This is a genomic window from Pelomonas caseinilytica (assembly GCF_021353235.1).
Taxonomy (GTDB): Bacteria; Pseudomonadota; Gammaproteobacteria; order Burkholderiales; family Burkholderiaceae_C; genus Pelomonas; species Pelomonas caseinilytica.
In genome coordinates this window covers 45,571-63,588 of sequence record NZ_JAJTWT010000015.1, presented here as the reverse complement: position 1 = coordinate 63,588, position 18,018 = coordinate 45,571, and the positions used below count along the sequence as shown (strand labels likewise).

The following is an 18,018-nucleotide window of genomic DNA, read 5'->3' as shown; positions in this document are numbered from 1 at the left end:
CACAAATGCAACCACAGAGACACAGAGGCACGGAGAGGCCTCGGGGCTTGCGTTCATGGGTTTTCCTCCGTGTCTCCGTGCCTCTGTGGTTGCATTTCTTCAGGCACGGCCGACAGCTCGCCGCGGCTCATCCACGCGACGAACTCGTCATCGATGGCGCCCTGTTCGGCGCTCCAGCGCACGCGCCAGGGCTGGCGGGCCATGTCGCCGGTGGCGCCCTTGAGGTGGCGCGCCTGGACGTCGCCGAGCAGCGGCAGCAGCTGGGCGCGGTAGGCCGCGGACGCGTAGCTGCCGCCGAGCACGGCCGGACCGACGGGCTGGCTGCCCTCGCCCTGGGTCGTCCAGCGGTTGAGCAGGGCCTGCAGCGCATCCAGCTCGGGCGGCAGGCTCAGCACCTCCAGCCGGCCGTCGGGCGCGGGGCGGGCCTCCGGCAGGCCGGCCGACTCGGGCTTGGCGGGCCGGTCGCGCTCGAACTCGGCCTCGGCGCCGTCCACCAGTTCCTGGGCCGCCACCATGACCGGCTGCACGCCGGTCGAGAGGGCGTCGCCCAGCAGGGCGTGCAGCTCCGGCACCCGCTGCAGCCACTGGCGCACGTCGGTCGTGGTGACGCCGGTGGACCCCAGCGTCACGCGCTGGCGGTCCGCCTGCTGCAGGGCGCGGTTGAACTGGCTGGCCATGACCAGCAGGCCGGCCTGGGCGTGGCCCAGTTCGCGGGCCAGGCGCTCCAGCCGGCCGTCGCCCTGGGCCTGCTCGATGATGGCTTTCAGTGCCTCGCCAGCCCGGTCCACCAGCGCCAGGGCGCGTTCGAAGCGCGTGCGCGCGCGGCGCAGCTGGAACTCGCTGCCGCTGGCCATGGCGTCGGCGAACTCCTCGCGCAGGCGCTGCAGCTGGGCCTGCAGGTGGCGCAGCTGCTGCGGCTGCAGCACGCCCAGCTGGTGGGCGCCGGCCACGCCGGCCAGCAGCGCGGCGAGGTCTGCGTCCTCGCCGGCGTCTTCGGCGGTGAGAGGTTGCAGCATGCCGGCCAGCTGCTGCGCCAGCGGCGTGATGGCATAGGTCTGCGTGGAGCCGTCCCAGTGCAGCAGCTCGGCGTCGCGCAGGCGCTTGAGCACGGTCTCCAGCGCATCCTCGCGGAGCTGGTGGAAGGCCTGGTTCAGCGCCTCGCGCGACAGGCGCGCGGCCGGCAGGGCCAGCAGCTCCAGGAACACCCACACCCGCAGCCTCACCCAGCCGGCCTCGCCGCCGAACAGGGCGCGCTGGGCCGCGATGAGGGCGTCCTGCCGCTCCAGCTGCCACCACAGCAGCGAGTCGGCTGGCGCGGCGCCGTCGCGGAAGAACTCGTCGACCTGGCGCGGTTCGTCGGGGGCGGGCGTGGGGCGGAGCTCGGACATGGGGCGCGGATTATCGTCGCCACCGTTCAGCCGCTTTGAGCGCTGGCGGCGGTGGCATTGAACCCTCGGCCGCCCTCCCCGCCCTAAGCTGGCCGGCATGACGAAGCAACCTACCTTCTTCCTGTCCCACGGCGGCGGCCCCTGGCCCTGGATGGACGGCGAGTTCCGCCAGGCCCATGCGCAGCTGGAGGCCTCGCTGCGGGCGCTGCCGGCCTCCCTGCCCGAGCGGCCCCGCGCCATCCTGATGGTGTCGGCCCACTGGGAGGAAGCGGCCTTCACGGTCATGACCTCGCCGCGCCCCGGCATGCTCTACGACTACGGCGGCTTCCCGCCGCACACCTACGAAGTGGTCTACCCGGCACCCGGCGACCCGGCCCTGGCCGAGCGCGTGGCGGCCCTCATCGAAGCCGCCGGCCTGCCCGCGGCCCGCGACGCCCGGCGCGGCTTCGACCACGGCGCCTTCTGCACGCTGGCGCCGATGGTCCCCGAGGCCGACATCCCGGTGGTGCAGCTGTCGCTGCGCCGCGGCCTGGACCCGGCCGAGCACCTGGCCGTGGGCCGGGCGCTGGCGCCGCTGCGCGACGACGGCGTGCTCATCCTCGGCAGCGGCTTCAGCTTCCACAACCTGGGGCTGATGTTCAACGGCCGCGGCAAGGCCCCCTCCATCGCCTTCGATGCCTGGCTGCAGGCGGCCCTGCCCGATCCCGAGGGCCGTGCCGGCCGGCTCGAAGCCTGGGCCCAGGCGCCGGCCGCACGCCAGGCCCACGCCCGCGAGGAGCACCTGCTGCCGCTGATGGTGGCCGCCGGCGCCGCCGAAGGCGAGGCCGCGAGCTGCAGCTACCACGAGACCGACTACCTGGGCGGCCTGACGGCGTCGAGCTTCAGGTTCGGTTGAGGAGGGGCGACTCAGACCTGATGCGCCGCCACCGTCCGCCGCTCGCCGATCAGGAAGGCGTCGGCCACGAGCTGGAAGGGCCGCCAGTCCACCTCCGACCGCCCGGCCGCGCACAGCTCGGCAAAGCGCGCGTACAGCCGCGGGTACTCGCCCGCCAGAGCCGCGTCGGCCGCCACGGGCTGGCCGTCGATCTCCAGCGCACCGCCGCCGTGCGACAGGCGCAGGCGGCCCGTGGATGTGAGCAGCTCGATGTCCCAGGTCTGCTCGCCCTTCTGACGGAAGTCGAACTCGGCCTCGACGCGCACGCCGGCCTCGGTGCGCAGGTCGAGCTGGGCGGCGATGGGGGCCTGCTGGTTCGCGGGGAACTCGAGCACCGCCTGGCGCACGACGACTTCCTCGGCCAGCACCTCGGTCAGCACGGACAGCGCGTTGATGCCGGGGTCGAAGACGCCCAGGCCGCCAGCGTCGAAGATCCATTGCTGGCCGGGGTGCCAGTGGTGCACGTCTTCCTTCCAGACGATGCGCCCCCCGGTCAGCGTGCGGTCCTTCACCCACGCCCGCGCCGCATCCACGCCGGCGGCGAAGCGCGAGTGCCAGGTCTGGAACAGCGTGCGGCCGTGCCGGGCCGCTTCGGCCTGCAGCAGCGTGATCTCACGCGTGGTCGCGGCAGGTGGCTTCTCCAGCATCACGTGCTTGCCGGCGCGCAGGGCCGCCAGCGCGGCGCCGAAGTGGGCCTGGGGCGGCGTGCAGATGGAGATGGCGTCCAGCTCGGGCATCGCGGCCAGCATGGCCTCGACGCTGGCGAAGCTGGGCACGCCGTCCACGGCCGCATTGCGGCTGGCCGTGGCCGACAGTTCGAAACGCGGGTCGGCGGCGAGCGCCGGAATGTGTTGATCACGAGCGATCTTGCCGATGCCCACCAGGCCCAACTTCAATGGCATGCTGATTGATTCCAGAAAAAGAAAATGTCGCCGCGCGGATCGCGGCCGCCGGACAGCGGTGCTCGTGCCGCCCGGCGGGGCGGCCATCTTAGAGGCGACCAAGACGATGCCCATCCTTCCCCCACACCCCGACCGAAACCCATGATCGAGGACCTGATCCAAGCCCTTGCCACCTGCCACCGCGAAGGCGGCCAACTCATGGCCGCCGACTGGGCCGGCGCCGTGCGCGACGAGGCCGACGCCTACGCCGTGCAGGACGGCGTGGCCCAGGCCCTGGGCTGGCCGCTGGACCGCTGGAAGTCCGGCGGCGCCGGCCCGCAGGGCCCGTTCAGCCACTCGCCCGTGAACCCGGCGGCCGGCGGTGCGCTGCTCGGCGTGGAGGCCGAGGTGGCCTTGCGCGTGGACGCCCAGGGCCGGCCCGAAGCCATGTGCATCGCCGTCGAGCTCGTGGCCTCGCGCTGGCAGGAGGGCCTGGCCGCGCCGGCGCTGCTGCGCATGGCCGATTTCCAGTCCAACGCCGGCCTGCTGCTCGGTGCCTGGCAACCCTACCGCCCGCTGGACTGGGCCGCGCTCGAATGGCGGCTCGCCCTGGCCGGCCAGGATGAGGTGGTGCGCCGCGGCGGGCATTCGCTGACCGACCCGGCCGCCGTGCTGCCAGCCTGGCTCACCCATGCGACGCGCCACGGCCGCCCACACGCCGCCGGCACCGTCGTGACGACGGGGGCCTGGGGCGGCCTGCATCCGGTGAGCGGCGTGGCCCATGGCCGACTCGGCTTCGCCGGGCTGGGCGAGTTCAGCTTCTGATTCAGCGCCTGAGGAAGGGCTGCTGCACCGCCCACTCGCGCAGCGGCGTGAAGAGCAGCGCGAAGCCCAGCACGTTGAGCACCACGGTCAGCCAGAACAGGCGCCGGAAGGCCGGCTTGGCACTCTTGTGGCGCAGCAGCTCCTGGGCCAGCAGCGCGCCCGGCCAGCCGCAAAGCAGGGCCAGGCCGTGCAGCGTGCCCTCGGCCACCCGCCAGCCGCCGAGCCGGGCGGCGCGCTTGTCCAGCGCATAGACGATGAAGGTGGCCATGCTCATGGCGGAGTAGGCGCCCCAGAGGGCGTTGGGCACGCCCCAGGCCAGGTGGGTGGCGAGCACGGCCGCCGCGAAGCCGGGCACCAGCAGCAGCAAGCGGCCCCGGTCGCGCGGCCGGGGGATGGGCGGCATGGCGCGCGGCTCCAGGCTCCTCACCTCCTGCGCCCGGCGCTTGCCCTGAGCATCCCGCCCCTCGTGGTAGCTCAGCCGTTCGCCGACGGCCGGCCGGCCGGCCCGCGGGGCGAAGGCCTTGATGTGCACGAAGAGCTTGGCGCCGCCATCGTCGGGCGTGATGAAGCCGTAGCCCTTGGCGTCGTCCCATTGGGTGAGGCGGCCCCTCATCGCGAGGGCTCCGCGAGATGGGCTTCCAGCGCCGCGATGGCATGCCTGACCTTGGCCGGCTGCGCGTCGCGCTGCGGCGTCAGCGCCCAGACGGGCAGCTCGGGCAGCGGCAGCTCGGTATCCACCCGCAGCAGCCGGCCCGCCGCCACGGCCTCGGCCACATCCTCGTCGCCCAGGGCCGCCAGGCCGAGGCCCGCCTCGCACAGCTGCTGCAGCGTCAACTGGTTGTTGCTGGTGCAGCGCGGTCGCACGGTCAGCTCGCTGCCGGGCAGGCGACGCGGCTGGTCGGTGCCGTCCTGCAGCATCAGCCAGTCGGCCTGGCGCAGGGCCTCGGTCGTGGCGGGCACGCCGTGCCGGGCCAGGTAGGCCGGGGCGGCGTAGAGGGTGGTGTGCAGCGTGCCGATGCGCCGGGCCACCCAGGTGCTGTCGGGCAGGCGGCCGAAGCGGATGGCGAGGTCGATGCGGTGGGCGACGAGGTCGGTGAAGCCGTCCTCCACCTGCAGGTGCAGCTGCAGCCCCGGATGGGCCGCCAGCAGCGGCGCCAGGGCCGGGCCGATGCGGCGCCCGAAGCCCACGGTCATGGCGATGCGCAGTTCGCCCTCGGGGGCGTCGCGCAGCTGGGCGAGCTGGGACTGCGCCGCCTCGGCCGCGGCCACCATGGCGGCGCAGCCGGCGTGGAAGCGTTCGCCCGCCGGCGTGAGGCTGAGCTTGCGCGTGCTGCGGTGGAGCAGGGTGACGCCCATGTCCTTCTCCAGCGCCCTCACCTGCTGGCTCACGGCCGACGTGCTGGTGCGCAACTGCCGGGCGGCCGCCGCGAAGCTGCCGTGGCGCACGACGGCGGCCAGGACGGCCATGCGCTTGAGTTGGTCGAGCATGAAGTTTTTCTAAACAGTGCTGGCGTTTAAAGCCGTCTTATCGGGCGATTGTGAAGCAAGAACAATGACCTCCAACACAACTTCCATGATGGAGCCTTCCATGAACATCGCCCTGATCGGCGCCACCGGCTTTGTCGGCCAGGCCCTGCTGCAAGAACTGCTCGCCCGTGGCCACGCGGTGCGGGCGCTGCAACGCGACGCGGCCAAGCTCGCGCCCCGCGCCGGCCTGGAGGTGCGCTCGGTGGACGTGCTCGCGCCGGGCGGCTTCGCGGCCGAGCTGCAGGGCGTGGATGCCGTCGTCAGCGCCTACAACGCCGGCTGGGCCAATCCCAATCTGCACGATGACTTCCTGCGCGGCAGCGACGCCATCGCCGCCGCCGCGCGCGAGGCCGGCGTTCGGCTCATCGTGGTGGGCGGGGCGGGCAGCCTCTTCATCGCGCCGGGCCAGCAACTCGTCGACTCGCCGGCCTTCCCGGCCGAGTGGAAATCGGGCGCCCTGGCGGCCCGCGAGGCCCTGAATCGCCTGCGCGCCGACACGACCGCGCTGGACTGGACCTTCGTCTCCCCCGCCATGCACCTGGAGCCCGGCGAGCGCACCGGCGTGTTCCGCCTCGGCGGCGAGCAGCCGGTGTTCGACGCCCAGGGCGAGAGCCGCATCACCGTGGCCGACCTCGCCGTCGCCATCGCCGACGAGCTGGATCGGCCGCAGCACCGCCGTGGCCGCTTCACGGCCGGCTATTGAAGCTGGGGACTTGCGGGCCGGGCGCGGTCTGGCTGAGCCTGCATATCAGTTGTCCATGCGGCGTTCGCAGCACCCGCGACGCATGAAATGAATACGGAAATGCAACCACGGAGGCACAGAGCCACAGAGAAAAGTGCTCTGCGTTTCCTCTGTGCCTGCGTGGCTCTGTGGTTGCCTTTGAGGTTTCAGTTCAGACAGTACCGCGGCGGGCTTCCAGCTCGGCACGGATCTCGTGCATGCGCTGCTCGGTCAGGAAGTAGCGCGAGACGATGAACAGCGCGACGAGCAGGCCGCAGATGGGAATGCCCGACAGGAAGATGCGGATCAGGAAGATGGCGTTCTCGCCCTGCACGGGCAGCTTGGCGTCGAAGCCGGTGAACTGCAGCACCCAACCCGAGGCGCTGTTGCCCAGCGCCAGGCCGACCTTGGAGATCCACGAGCCGCAGGCCGCGAACGAGCCCTCGCGGCGCTGGCCGCTGCCGAGTTCGTCGTGGTCGATGACGTCGGCCATGGCCGAGCCGTAGATGGTCCAGAAGCCCGCGCCGATGAAGGCCACGCCGCCGCTGGCGAAAAGCTGCAGCACGGGCAGCGCCGGGTTGTAGAAGAACCAGTCGCCGATGAAGGCGACGACGCCCAGGGCCAGCACCGTCATCAGCGCGTTGCGCTTGCCCTGGTGCCGGGCGACCCAGCCGGCGAAGCTGATGCCCGCCAGGCCGCAGACCAACCCCGCCACGCCCATCATGGAGTTCCACTTGGTGGCCTCGACCACATTGCCGCCGCAGACGTAGTAGACGGTGGCGTAATAGCCGAGCAGGCCCACCATGGCCGTGGCCATGTTGTAGGCCAGCATGGTGCCCAGCATCTGGCGGAAGGGGCGGTTCTTCAGCGTGCGGTAGAGGGTGTCCTTGAAGGGCACGCGCTGGGTGCTGCGCTTGACGACGGCCTCGTAGTAGCGCTCCCGGGTCAGCAGGAAGATGAGCACCGACACCACCACCATGATGCCGCCCAGGATGCTGGTGTAGACCTGGGCGCCGCGCAGGATGTCGGGCTTGCCGGAGGCGTCGTTGAAGATCGCCAGCGTGGTGAACTGGGCCGCGACGAACATGGCCAGCTCGGGGATCTTCTGGATGGCGTTCTTGACCGACATCACCCGCGTGCGCTCGTGGTAGTCGGGCGTCATCTCCGCGCCCAGGCTGCTCCAGGGCATGTTGAAGCAGCTCATGACCGGCACATACAGGCAGGTCGAGACCAGCATGAAGACGAAGTACTCCGAGTCGCTCCAGCCGCGGCCGACGGCGAACATGAGCGGCAGGCCGATGCCCGCCAGCACGCCCCCGACGAGGATGAAGGGGCGCCGCCGCCCCCAGCGCGAGCGGGTGTTGTCGGAGATCCAGCCGAACAGCGCGTCGGAGACGGCGTCGACGAAGATCTTCAGGCCCAGGGCGGTGGAGATCAGCCCCGGCGCGACGCCCAGGAAGACGTTGAAGACGTGGAAGGCCAGCGACTGGTAGAGCCAGTGGCCCCACATGTCGAGGAAGGAACCGAGGCCGAAGCCCACCTTCTGCGGCAGGGGCACGCGGTCGGCGGCGGCGGTGACCATCGCCGCGGGCGGCGCGGCGGGGCGGGGCATCGTGGGCGTGGCAGCGCCATCGGCATCGGCAAGCACGTCTGTCTCCTCGGCCGCACGAGGCGACGCTGTATTTTAGTAAACAGAGTGATTTTCGTTCGACGAACGAACGAAAGGTAGGCCGTGCAAACACCTACCCGCCGGCCTGCGCCACTGCCCGCAGTTGCCATGGTATTGCGGGCCGAGCGCTGGGCCGCCCCCGAGCCGGCCCGCGCTGGCGATGTGCTTGCGGCTCGATGCCGCAAGCATCGCCGCCCCCTCGGGGGGCGGACCAGACACGCGCCGCGTTCAGCGCGCGGGGTTGGGCCGGGGGCCGTCCACCTCACCGCTCGGCAGCGGCTGGCTGGCGCCGGCCTTTGCGCGGTGCAGCCGCCTCCTGCTGCGGCTCGGGCGCGCGGGAACTCTCGCGCACCACCAGTTCCACCGGCAGCGAGGCGTCGTTGGGCGCCGTGTCGCCCTCGATGAGGGCGCGGGCGGCCACATGGCCCAGGGCCTCCTTGTCCATCTTCACGGTGGACAGCGGCGGCTTGCTGTGGGCGGCCTCCTCGATGTCGTCGTAGCCGATGAAGCGGATGTCCTGCGGCACGCGCAGGCCGTGCTCGTGGCAGACCTCCATCGCGAAGATGGCCGTCGAGTCGTTGTAGGCGAAGACGGCGTCCGGCGGCTCGGGCAGCTCCAGCAGGCGGCGCATGGCATCGCGCCCCGCGTCCCGGTACTCGAGGGAGGGATCCAGCGTCACTTCGTAGTCGGGGTCGAACAGGCGACCGGCCTCGTAGAGGGCGCGGCGAAAGCCCTTGGCCCGCAGCGACACGGAATGGTGGGCCAGCGGGCCGAAGATGGCCGCCACACGCTTGGCGCCGCCCTCCAGCAGGTGGCGCGTGGCCAGCCAGGCGCCGAGCTGGTTGTCGTCATTGACGCAGCGCACGCCGGGGTAGAAATGGTCGACCAGCACCAGCGGCAGCTCGCAGCGGCGGATGGCCTCCATGGCCTCCGGGTCGAAGTAGCCGGCGCCCAGCAGGGCCTCGGCCTCGTGGCGCCGCACCTGCACGGCGATGTCCTCCCCACCCAGCACCGACATCATGCTCAGCGGCACGCCCGCTTCACGGCAGGCCGTCTCCGCGCCGTGCAGCACGTAGGAGTAAAAGGGATTGGTCGCCAGCGAGCCGATGCTGCGGTTGTAGAGGAAGAGCATGCGGCGCGGCTTGCCGGTGCGCAGCTTGCCCACGTCGTAGCCCATCCGCTGGGCGACGCCGAGCACCTGGGCGCGAGTCTGCTCTGACAAGCCGGGCTGGCCCTTGAGCGCGCGCGAGACCGTCCCGATGGACACGCCAGCCGCCTCGGCCAGTTCCCGAATCGTCACCCCCCGCTTCTCGGCCATGGCCAGGACTCCAGCTGTTGTTTAGCTCGCAAATGCGGTCGCGATTGTGCACTGCCGCCCGCACTCTCCCCAGGAGCAAGGCTTTGGACCGGCATCCGGCGCCCACCTGCCCGGGCCGGCCGGCGTCTCCTGGTTATCGATTGTTCACTAAACATTTCGTGTTGCCTAGAATATTTCCGACTCGACTTGCTCTTCCGATGACTCCGACTTCCATCGCCGTCCTGGGCGAAGCCCTGGTGGACGAATTCCATGACGGCCAGGTGGCCGGCGGCGCCCCCTTCAACGTGGCGCGCTCGCTGGCCGCGCTCGGCGTGCCTGCCCTCTTCGTCAGCCGCATCGGCGCCGACGACTACAACGGCCGCCTGGTGATGCAGAGTGCGCAGCGCTACGGCCTGGCCCTGCACGGCCTGCAGCGCGACCCGGTCCGCGCCACCGGCCGCGTCAGCGTGAACGAGCGGCCCGGAGGCGGCCACGACTTCGTCATCCATCCCGACGCCGCCTGGGACCATCTCGACGCCGCCGCCACCCGCGCGGCCCTGGCCGAGGCCCGCCCCGGCCTGCTCTACTTCGGCAGCCTGGCCCAGCGCCATCCCGTCTCGCGCGCGACGGTGCGGGCCGCCGCCAAGGGCTTCGCCGGCCCGCGCCTGCTCGACCTCAACCTGCGCCCCGGCACCGACACGGCCGAACTGGCGGCCGAATCCCTGATGCTGGCCGACTGGGTCAAGGTCAACGACGAGGAACTGGCCCGGCTGGCCGGCTGGTTCGGGCATGCCGCCGAGGGCGAAGCCGCCCAGGCCGCCGCGCTGATGGACCGCTTCGCCCTGCAGCGCCTGGTGCTGACCCGCGGCGCCGAGGGCTGGCGCCTCTACGGCCAGGGCGGCGTGGTGCTGGCCGAAGGCGCGGGCCAGGCCCAGCCCCAGCTCGTCGACACCGTCGGCGCTGGCGATGCCTTCACCGCCCTGCTGCTGGCCGGTCTGGCGCTGGGCCGCGATCTGCCCGCCACGCTCGCCCTCGCCAACCGCTACGCCGCCTTCATCTGCGGCCTGCGCGGGCCGCTGCCGGCCCATCCGCAAGCCCTCGCTCCCTGGCGCGACGCCCTGCAGGCGCTGCCGCCCTCCTCCGCTTCCTGACCTCACGACATGGACCCCATCGCCTCGCCCGCCTCCCTCGCCCACCTCGTCGCCCCGCCGGCCGATTCGCCCATGCGGCGGCGCGACTTCGTCTTCGGGGCCGGCACCTCGTCCTACCAGATCGAGGGCGCCGTGCAGGAGGACGGCCGGCTTGAATCCATCTGGGACCGCTTCTGCGCCACGCCAGGCAAGGTGCTGCGGGGCGAGACCGGCGCCGTCGCCTGCGACCACTACCACCGCTGGCAGCAGGACCTGGACCTGCTGCAGCGCCTGGGCGTGGACGCCTACCGCTTCTCCATCGCCTGGCCGCGCGTGATGAACGAGGCCGGCCGGCCCACCCCCCGCGGCATCGACTTCTACAAGCGGCTGCTCGACGGCCTGGGCGAACGCGGCATCCGCGCCTTCGTGACCCTCTACCACTGGGACCTGCCCCAGCACCTCGAGGACCGCGGCGGCTGGCTCAACCGCGAGACGGCCTGGCGCTTCGCCGACTACGCCGACCTGATGAGCCGCGAGCTGGCCGGCCACGGCGACGTGGCCGCCTGGACCACGCACAACGAGCCCTGGTGCTCCGCCTACCTCGGCTACGGCGACGGCCACCACGCCCCGGGCCTCAAGTCCAACCGCTGGGCGGCCCAGGCCATGCACCACCTGCTGCTGGGCCACGGCCTGGCCCTGCCGGCCCTGCACGCCAACGCACCGCAGGCCATGCACGGCATCGTCGCCAACGTGGCGCCGGGCTATGCCGACACCGACACGGCCGAGGACCGCGACGCCGCCCAGCTCTTCGAGACCTTCCAGAACCGCTGGGTGCTGGACCCGCTGCTCAAGGGCGAATACCCGGCCGACCTGTGGCGGCTGTGGAAGGGCTGCGAGCCGCTGGTGCTGGACGGCGACATGGACCTCATCCGCCGGCCCATCGACTACCTCGGCCTGAACTTCTACAGCCGCGCCGTGCTGCGCTCGGCTGGCCCCGACACCATCGACTGGGTGCGCCGCCCCGACGTCGAGCGCACCACCATGGACTGGGAGGTCTACCCCCAGGGCATGCAGGACCTCTTCGAAGCCCTGAAGCGCGACTACCCCAACCTGCCGCCGCTGTACGTGACCGAGAACGGCATGTCCAGCCACGACAGCGTCCAGGGCGGCGAGGTTGACGACGTGCAGCGCCAGGCCTACCTGAAGGCCCACTTCGCCGCCTGCTCGCGGGCCATGGCCAATGGCGTGGACGTGCGGGGTTATTTCATCTGGTCGCTGCTGGACAACTTCGAATGGGCCTTCGGCTACGAGCGCCGCTTCGGCCTCGTGCACGTGGACTTCGAAAGCCAGCGCCGCACGCTCAAGCGCAGCGCCCTGGCCTATGCCGATTTCCTGCGGGAGCGGGCTGCGGGATAGCGCCCATGCCCGAGGCGCCGGCGCATGCCTAGACTCATGTCCGAGAGGAGACAAACATGAAGAAATCCTGGTGCCTGACCGGCTACACAGACCGCCAAGGCCGGCCCGCGACGACATGACGGCCGGACCTGTCCGCAAGGTCGTCGTCATCGGCGGGGGCACGGCGGGCTGGATGGCCGCCCTGCCACTGGCCAAGCTGCGAACCGTGGGCGGCGCGGGGTTGGAGGTCACGCTGGTGGAGTCGGCCGAGATCGGCACCATCGGCGTCGGCGAAGCGACGTTGCCGCCCATCCGCGCCTACAACGCCACGCTCGGCCTGGACCCCGTGGAGTTCCTGCGCAAGACGCGCGCGACCTTCAAGCTGGGCATCGAGTTCTGCGACTGGCGCCGCCCGGGCCATCGCTTCTTCCACGGCTTCGGCGACTTCGGCCCGCCGCTGGGCCAGGTCGACGCCTTCAGCTGCTGGCTGCGCCATCGCGCGCCCGACGACACCAGCTCCTACGAGGACTGGTCCATGGCGACCGAGGTCGCGCGCCGCAACCGCTTCGCCCCGCCGGACAGCGACCCCCGCTCGCCGCTGGGCGCCTACTCCTACGCCTTTCACTTCGACGCGGGGCTGTACGCCGCCTTCCTGCGCGAGCAGGCGGAGCAGGCCGGCGTCACCCGCGTCGAGGGCACCGTCACCGAGGTCGCGCTGCGGCCGGCGGACGGCTTCGTCTCGGCCGTCACGCTGTCGGACGGCCGGCGCATCGAGGGCGACCTGTTCGTCGATTGCTCCGGCCAACGCGCCCTGCTGATCGGGCAGACGCTGCGGGTCGGCTACGAGGACTGGAGCGCCCAGCTGCCCTGCAACGGCGCCTGGGCCGTGCCCAGCGAGTCCGCCGCGCAGCTGACGCCGTTCACTCGCTCCACGGCACGCAGCGCGGGCTGGCAGTGGCGCATCCCGCTGCAGCACCGCATCGGCAACGGCATGGTCTTCGCAAGCGATTTCATCGGCAAGGAGGCCGCCCGCGAGGAACTGCTGCAGGGCCTGGACACGCCGGCTCTCGCCGACCCGCGGCTGATCAACTTCACCACGGGCCGCCGGCACCGCGTCTGGGAGCGCAACGTGGTGGCCATCGGCCTGTCGTCGGGCTTCCTGGAGCCGCTGGAGTCCACCGCCATCCAGCTCATCATCGACGGCGTCGGCCGGCTCATCGAGCTCTTCCCCGACACCTCCTTCGCGCCCGCGCTGGCGGCCGAGTACAACCGGCGTATGCACCGGCAGTACGAGTCCATCCGCGACTTCATCGTGCTGCACTACAAGCTGACGCAGCGCGACGACACGCCCTTCTGGCGCCACTGCGCGGCCATGCCCATCCCGGATACGCTGGCCCACCAGATCGATCTCTTCCGCAGCTCCGGCCGCGTCGCCATCTACGACCCCGAAAGCTTCCGCGAGTCCTCGTGGATCTCCCTCTTCATGGGCCTGGGCGCCGTGCCGGCGCACCACGACCCGCAGGCCGATGCCCTGCCGCCCAACGTGCTGGCCGAGTACGCGCGCCGCGTGCGTGCCACCGTCGTCGCCTCGGCCGACAGCCTGCCCGAGCACGCCGCCTACATCCACCGGCAGCTGGGCACTCCAGCGACTTGAAAGACATCCCATGGCTGCGTTCAAACGTCTCGTCATCGTCGGCGGTGGTTCGTCCGGCTGGATGGCCGCCGCGGCAGCGGCCACCACGCTGCGCGGCGTCGAGGTGACCGTCGTCGAATCCGAGGAGATCGGCATCATCGGCGTCGGCGAGGCGGCGTTCCCGTCGATCCGCGCCTTCAACGAACTGCTGCGCATCAGCGAGGCCGACTTCCTGCGCGCCACGCGGGGCAGCTTCAAGCTCGGCATCCAGTTCCGCGACTGGCTGCACCCCGGGCACAGCTACTTCCACACCTTCGGCGACTTCTTTCCGATGGAAGGCTCGATGGCGCTGTGGGGCCAGTACCGGCGCCAGCGCGAGAGCGTGGACTGGCATTTCGACGAACTCAACATCGCCTCGCTGATGGCCCGCCAGGGCCGCTTCGCGGTGCCGCAGGTCCCGCCCGGCCAGGAAGCCCCCTTCAACTACGCCTACCACTTCGACGCCCAGCTCTACGCCGCCTACCTGCGCAGGCTGGCCGAGCAGCGCGGCGCCCGCCGGGTGGAGGGCCGCATCGTCGAGGTGCTGCGGCGCCCGGACGGCGGCGTCGCCCAGCTCCGCCTGGCCGACGGCCGCCTGGTCGAGGGCGACTTCTACCTCGACTGCTCGGGCTTTTCCTCGCTGCTGATCGGCAAGGCGCTGGGCGTGCCCTTCGTCGACGAAAGCCAGTGGCTGCCGGTGGACCGGGCCTGGGCCGTGCCGGTGCAGCGCATGCCCGGCGAGCTGACGCCCTACACGCGCTCCACGGCGCTCGAAGGCGGCTGGTCATGGCGCATCCCGCTGCAGGACCGCACCGGCTACGGCCACGTCTTCAGCAGTCATTTCATCGGCGAGGAGCGCGCGCGCGAACAGCTGCTCGCCCAGGTGGACGGCGAGCCACTGGCCGAGCCCCGGCTGCTGCGCTTCACCACGGGCTATCGCCAGACGCACTGGCTGCACAACGTGGCTGCCGTGGGCCTGGCCGGCGGCTTCCTGGAGCCGCTGGAATCCACCGCCATCTATCTCGTCCAGGCGACGCTGGCCCGCGTGATGCCGCTGCTGGATGCCGCCACGCCGCCCACGCCGGCGGCGGTGGAGGGCTTCAACAACGTGCAGCTGCGCCAGTACCAGCGCATCCGCGACTTCATCGTGCTGCATTACTGCCTCACGCAGCGGCGCGACAGCGCGCTGTGGCGCCACATGGCCGAGATGAAGCTGCCGGATTCCCTCGCCTACAAGATCCGCGCCTGGCGCCAACTCGGCATGCTGGTCGTCTACGACCATGAAGGCTTCGACGCCAACAGCTGGCTGTCCATCCACGCCGGCATGGACCACTGGCCCGAGCACCAGAGCCCCTGGCTCGATGAGGTGCCGCCGTCCTTCGCGATGCACTACATGCAGTCGCGGCGCAACGCCATCGCCGAGACCGTGCAGCGCGTGCCGCCGCACGACGAGTTTTTGCGCCGCTACCTCGGCTGAGGGAGTAGCAGGCAATCATGCTGCGACTGCGAGCCCACCCTGCGAAGATGTCGTCTCGATAAGCCATGCGTTGGCTATGCGGGGAGTGCTCCAGGAGCGCCGGATCAAGCGCCATGACCAAGCCATCGCGCTCTGGAAGCGGATGCCCGGGCGTGGGGTCAGGCGCAGCTGACGAGCGCTCGCGCATCGCCGATGTCCTGAGACGCAATCCGGGGCCGGGCTTCGTCGTCAGGATTGACGCAGGCCCGTGACGGGTTCCGAAATGCGATGACGGTCACCACGAGGACAAGGCCTATCACGACCGGGACATGCGGGTCTGTTCCGCGCTCACTTCGCCGGACCTGACGAGGCGATGACCCGCCAGGCCCACCAGGCCCGCGCAGATGGGGAACAGGACCTACATGAGGGAGGCCGCCGCCCTCATGCTCCTGCCATCTTCTCAGTGCCCGTCTGCCGTGCGCGGCGCCACCCCTTCTCGCCTTCAACAGCGACCAGCACGATCAGCGAGGCGGCAATGCACAGGCCGAACTCGTATGCCGTCAGGGGAACGGTTTTGAACCACGGCTGGGCGAACGGCGCATATACGATCACGAGCTGAAGCACAAGGGTCAAGAAGACCGCGCCAAGCAGCGGCAGGTTCGAGCCAAGCCCGATGCGCCACAGGCTGTCGATCTCACTGCGGATGCCAAGGACATGGGCCATCTGCATCAGCGTGAGGGCGGTGAAGACGATGGTCTGCGCATGCTGCGGCGAATGGCTGAGCGCCCAAGCCTGCAGCGCAAGGCTGAGCCCGCCGATCAGCAGCCCGACGAACAGCACGTGCTGCCACAGCCCCCCATCGAAGAAGTTCTCCTGCGGCGGACGGGGTGGCCGCTGCATCACGCCGCGCTCCGCCGCCTCACCTGCGAGCGCAATGCCCGGCAAGCCGTCGGTGACCAGGTTGACCCAGAGAATGTGGATCGGCAGCAGCGGGATGGGCAAGCCCACCAGCGGGGCCAGGAAGATCGTCCAGATCTCCCCGGAATTGCCCGTCATGGCGTAGCGCACGAACTTGCGGATGTTGTCGTAGATGCGGCGTCCCTCGCGCACCGCCCCGACGATGGTGGCGAAGTTGTCGTCCAACAGGACGAGGCTGGCCGACTCTCTTGCCACGTCGGTACCCGTTCGGCCCATGGCCACACCCACGTCGGCCTGTTTCAAAGCCGGCGCATCGTTGACCCCATCGCCCGTCATGGCGACGAACTCGCCCTGCGCCTGCAGCGCACGCACGAGACGGATCTTCTGTGTGGGATCCACGCGCGCGTACACCCTGCACGCACGAACCGTCTCGCGCAGCGCCTCATCGGAAAGCGCCTCGAGGTCCGCGCCGGTGAGGAGGCGCACCCCCGATGCCGGTTCGGCCGGAACGATGCCGATGCGGCGTGCGATGGCAAGCGCAGTCCCCGGATGGTCCCCGGTGATCATGACCGCGGTGATGCCGGCCGAGCGGCAACTGCGCACCGCCTCCGCGGCCTCCGCGCGAGGCGGGTCGATCAGCCCCACCAGCCCGATGAACTGAAGCTCGGTCTCCAGCGCATCGGTCTGCGCAGCCGGCATCGAGGCATGCGCGCGCCGAGCTACCGCAAGCACCCGCAGCCCGCGCGATGCCATGGCCTCGGCCTCGGCCAGCACGGCGCGAACGTCGATCGGCGCGCTGCCCCCGAGTGCCACTCGCGACACGCACAGAGGCACCACCACTTCGGGCGCGCCCTTGGTGTAAGCGACGACGCCAGCGTCGAAGGCATGCAGTGTCGTCATGCGCTTGCGCTGCGAGTCGAAGGGCACTTCGATCAACCGTGGGTGCCGGCGCCTCGCCTCGTCGATGTCGAGGCCCTTGGCCTGCGCGGCGGACAGGAGCGCCGTCTCCGTTGGGTCTCCCAAGAAGCCGGTCGCGGACGGCTCGGCGTCGTTGCACAGCGCCAGCGCGAGCAGCAACAGCCCCTCCTGCGCGTCGGACCGCAGTTCTTCGACGTGCATCCGGTTCTGGGTCAGCGTGCCGGTCTTGTCAGAGCAGATGAACGTCACCGATCCCAGCGTCTCGACCGAAGGCAGCCGGCGCACCAGCGCGTTCAGCGAGGCCATCCGCCGCGCCCCAAGGGCCAGCAGCACGGTCACCACGGCCGGCAGGGCCTCGGGGATGGCCGCCACCGCCAAGCTGATCGCCGTGAGCACCATCGGGACGACAGGCTCCCCCCGCAGCAAGCCAGCGACGAAGACGACCGCGCAGACAGCCAGCACCGCCAGGGCGAGCCGCTTGCCGAAGTCAGCCAGACGGCGCTGCAACGGCGTCTGCTGGCCGTCGCTGCCGGTCATCAGCTGCGCGATCTTGCCAAGCTCTGTGCTCATGCCCGTGGCGACGACCAGGGCGCGGGCGCTTCCGTTGGACACCAACGTCCCCTTGTAGGCCATGTTGCGGCGGTCGCCGAGTGCGGGAACCGGCTGGCGCAGCGCATCGGCATGCTTCTCCACGGCGACCGATTCACCGGTCAATGCCGATTCATCGACCTGCAGACGCGCCACGTGCGCGAGGCGCAGGTCGGCCGGCACCTGGTCTCCCGCCTCGATCAAGACCACATCGCCCGGCACGAGCTCATGCGCATCCACCTTGCGCGCCCGGCCCTGCCGGACGACCGTCGCCTTCTGCGGCGCGAGCTTCTTCAATGCCTCTAACGCCCGATCGGCCCTCCACGCCTGCCCGAAGCCAACCAACCCGTTCAACAGGACGACGACCACGATGGCAAGCGAGTCGGACCAGTCGCCCAGCAGAGCCGACACCCCGGCCGCAGCGATGAGCACCAGGATCATGAAATCGGTGAACTGCCTCAGCAGCAGGCGCCAGGCGCTGACCTTGTCAGTGCCGGCAATCGCATTGCTGCCGTGGCGCTGGCGGCGTGTGGCGGCGTCATCCTCGTGCAGGCCGTGGTGGAGCGACACCTCGTGATGGCGTGCGATGTCTTCCGCCTCGAGCAGGTGCCAGTCGGGAGGGCGTGTCGCGGCGGCGGTAGAAGACTTTGACGGCATCGACAGCAAGAGCGCAGTGCCGCTTCATTCTCGATGGCCCCG

14 protein-coding genes are annotated in these 18,018 nt (G+C 70.8%); 7 read left to right on the top strand and 7 right to left on the bottom strand.

The features are described from left to right. Window positions 1-53: 53 nt before the first annotated feature. Window positions 54-1,388: a coiled-coil domain-containing protein gene (locus LXT12_RS23935; RefSeq protein ID WP_233394820.1), complete on the bottom strand. Its 1,335-nt coding sequence runs from the start codon at window positions 1,386-1,388 to the stop codon at window positions 54-56. 97 nt (window positions 1,389-1,485) lie between these two features. On the opposite strand from LXT12_RS23935, the gene LXT12_RS23930 reads away from it, so the two are divergent. Next, the gene (locus LXT12_RS23930; protein ID WP_233394819.1) at window positions 1,486-2,283 is read left to right on the top strand and encodes a DODA-type extradiol aromatic ring-opening family dioxygenase; all 798 of its coding nucleotides are present in this window, start codon (window positions 1,486-1,488) and stop codon (window positions 2,281-2,283) included. A gap of 11 nt (window positions 2,284-2,294) precedes the next feature. On the opposite strand, the gene LXT12_RS23925 is transcribed toward LXT12_RS23930, so the two are convergent. Next, window positions 2,295-3,230, bottom strand: coding sequence for a Gfo/Idh/MocA family protein (locus LXT12_RS23925; RefSeq protein WP_233394861.1), 936 nt, complete (start codon window positions 3,228-3,230; stop codon window positions 2,295-2,297). A 135-nt stretch (window positions 3,231-3,365) separates the two neighbouring features. Here LXT12_RS23925 and LXT12_RS23920 point away from each other — a divergent pair, with 135 nt between their 5' ends. After that, entirely contained in the window at window positions 3,366-4,028 is a 663-nt protein-coding gene (locus LXT12_RS23920) for a 2-keto-4-pentenoate hydratase (protein ID WP_233394818.1), read from the top strand. Window position 4,029: 1 nt separating this feature from the next. Here LXT12_RS23920 and LXT12_RS23915 read toward each other — a convergent pair whose 3' ends face one another. Beyond that, on the bottom strand, window positions 4,030-4,641 hold the full coding sequence (locus LXT12_RS23915; protein WP_233394817.1) for a DUF1294 domain-containing protein: 612 nt from the start codon (window positions 4,639-4,641) through the stop codon (window positions 4,030-4,032). Next, entirely contained in the window at window positions 4,638-5,516 is an 879-nt protein-coding gene (locus LXT12_RS23910; RefSeq protein WP_233394816.1) for a LysR family transcriptional regulator, read from the bottom strand. Before LXT12_RS23910 ends, LXT12_RS23915 begins: the two co-directional genes overlap by 4 nt. 100 nt (window positions 5,517-5,616) lie before the next feature. Between LXT12_RS23910 and LXT12_RS23905 the strand changes: the two genes are divergently transcribed. Further along, a complete protein-coding gene (locus LXT12_RS23905) occupies window positions 5,617-6,258 on the top strand; it encodes an NAD(P)-dependent oxidoreductase (RefSeq protein ID WP_233394815.1) in 642 nt (213 codons plus the stop codon). Between the two features lie 190 nt (window positions 6,259-6,448). Here the strand turns inward: LXT12_RS23905 and LXT12_RS23900 are convergent, their stop codons facing one another. Continuing rightward, window positions 6,449-7,924 carry an MFS transporter gene (locus LXT12_RS23900; protein WP_233394814.1) on the bottom strand — a complete coding sequence of 492 codons (1,476 nt, stop codon included), beginning with the start codon at window positions 7,922-7,924 and terminating at the stop codon, window positions 6,449-6,451. A 283-nt stretch (window positions 7,925-8,207) separates the two neighbouring features. Next, the gene (locus tag LXT12_RS23895; protein WP_233394813.1) at window positions 8,208-9,263 is read right to left on the bottom strand and encodes a LacI family DNA-binding transcriptional regulator; all 1,056 of its coding nucleotides are present in this window, start codon (window positions 9,261-9,263) and stop codon (window positions 8,208-8,210) included. A gap of 197 nt (window positions 9,264-9,460) precedes the next feature. Between LXT12_RS23895 and LXT12_RS23890 the strand changes: the two genes are divergently transcribed. The 4 genes from LXT12_RS23890 (at window position 9,461) to LXT12_RS23875 (ending at window position 14,916) form a co-directional block, all read left to right on the top strand. Continuing rightward, window positions 9,461-10,393 carry a PfkB family carbohydrate kinase gene (locus LXT12_RS23890; protein WP_233394812.1) on the top strand — a complete coding sequence of 311 codons (933 nt, stop codon included), beginning with the start codon at window positions 9,461-9,463 and terminating at the stop codon, window positions 10,391-10,393. A 9-nt stretch (window positions 10,394-10,402) separates the two neighbouring features. Then, entirely contained in the window at window positions 10,403-11,788 is a 1,386-nt protein-coding gene (locus LXT12_RS23885; RefSeq protein WP_233394811.1) for a GH1 family beta-glucosidase, read from the top strand. 115 nt (window positions 11,789-11,903) lie between these two features. Beyond that, window positions 11,904-13,421, top strand: a complete 1,518-nt coding sequence (locus LXT12_RS23880; RefSeq protein ID WP_233394810.1) for a tryptophan halogenase family protein — start codon at window positions 11,904-11,906, stop codon at window positions 13,419-13,421. Between the two features lie 10 nt (window positions 13,422-13,431). After that, window positions 13,432-14,916, top strand: coding sequence for a tryptophan halogenase family protein (locus LXT12_RS23875; RefSeq protein WP_233394809.1), 1,485 nt, complete (start codon window positions 13,432-13,434; stop codon window positions 14,914-14,916). A gap of 420 nt (window positions 14,917-15,336) precedes the next feature. On the opposite strand, the gene LXT12_RS23870 is transcribed toward LXT12_RS23875, so the two are convergent. After that, window positions 15,337-17,976, bottom strand: a complete 2,640-nt coding sequence (locus LXT12_RS23870) for a cation-translocating P-type ATPase (protein WP_233394860.1) — start codon at window positions 17,974-17,976, stop codon at window positions 15,337-15,339. Window positions 17,977-18,018: the final 42 nt, after the last annotated feature.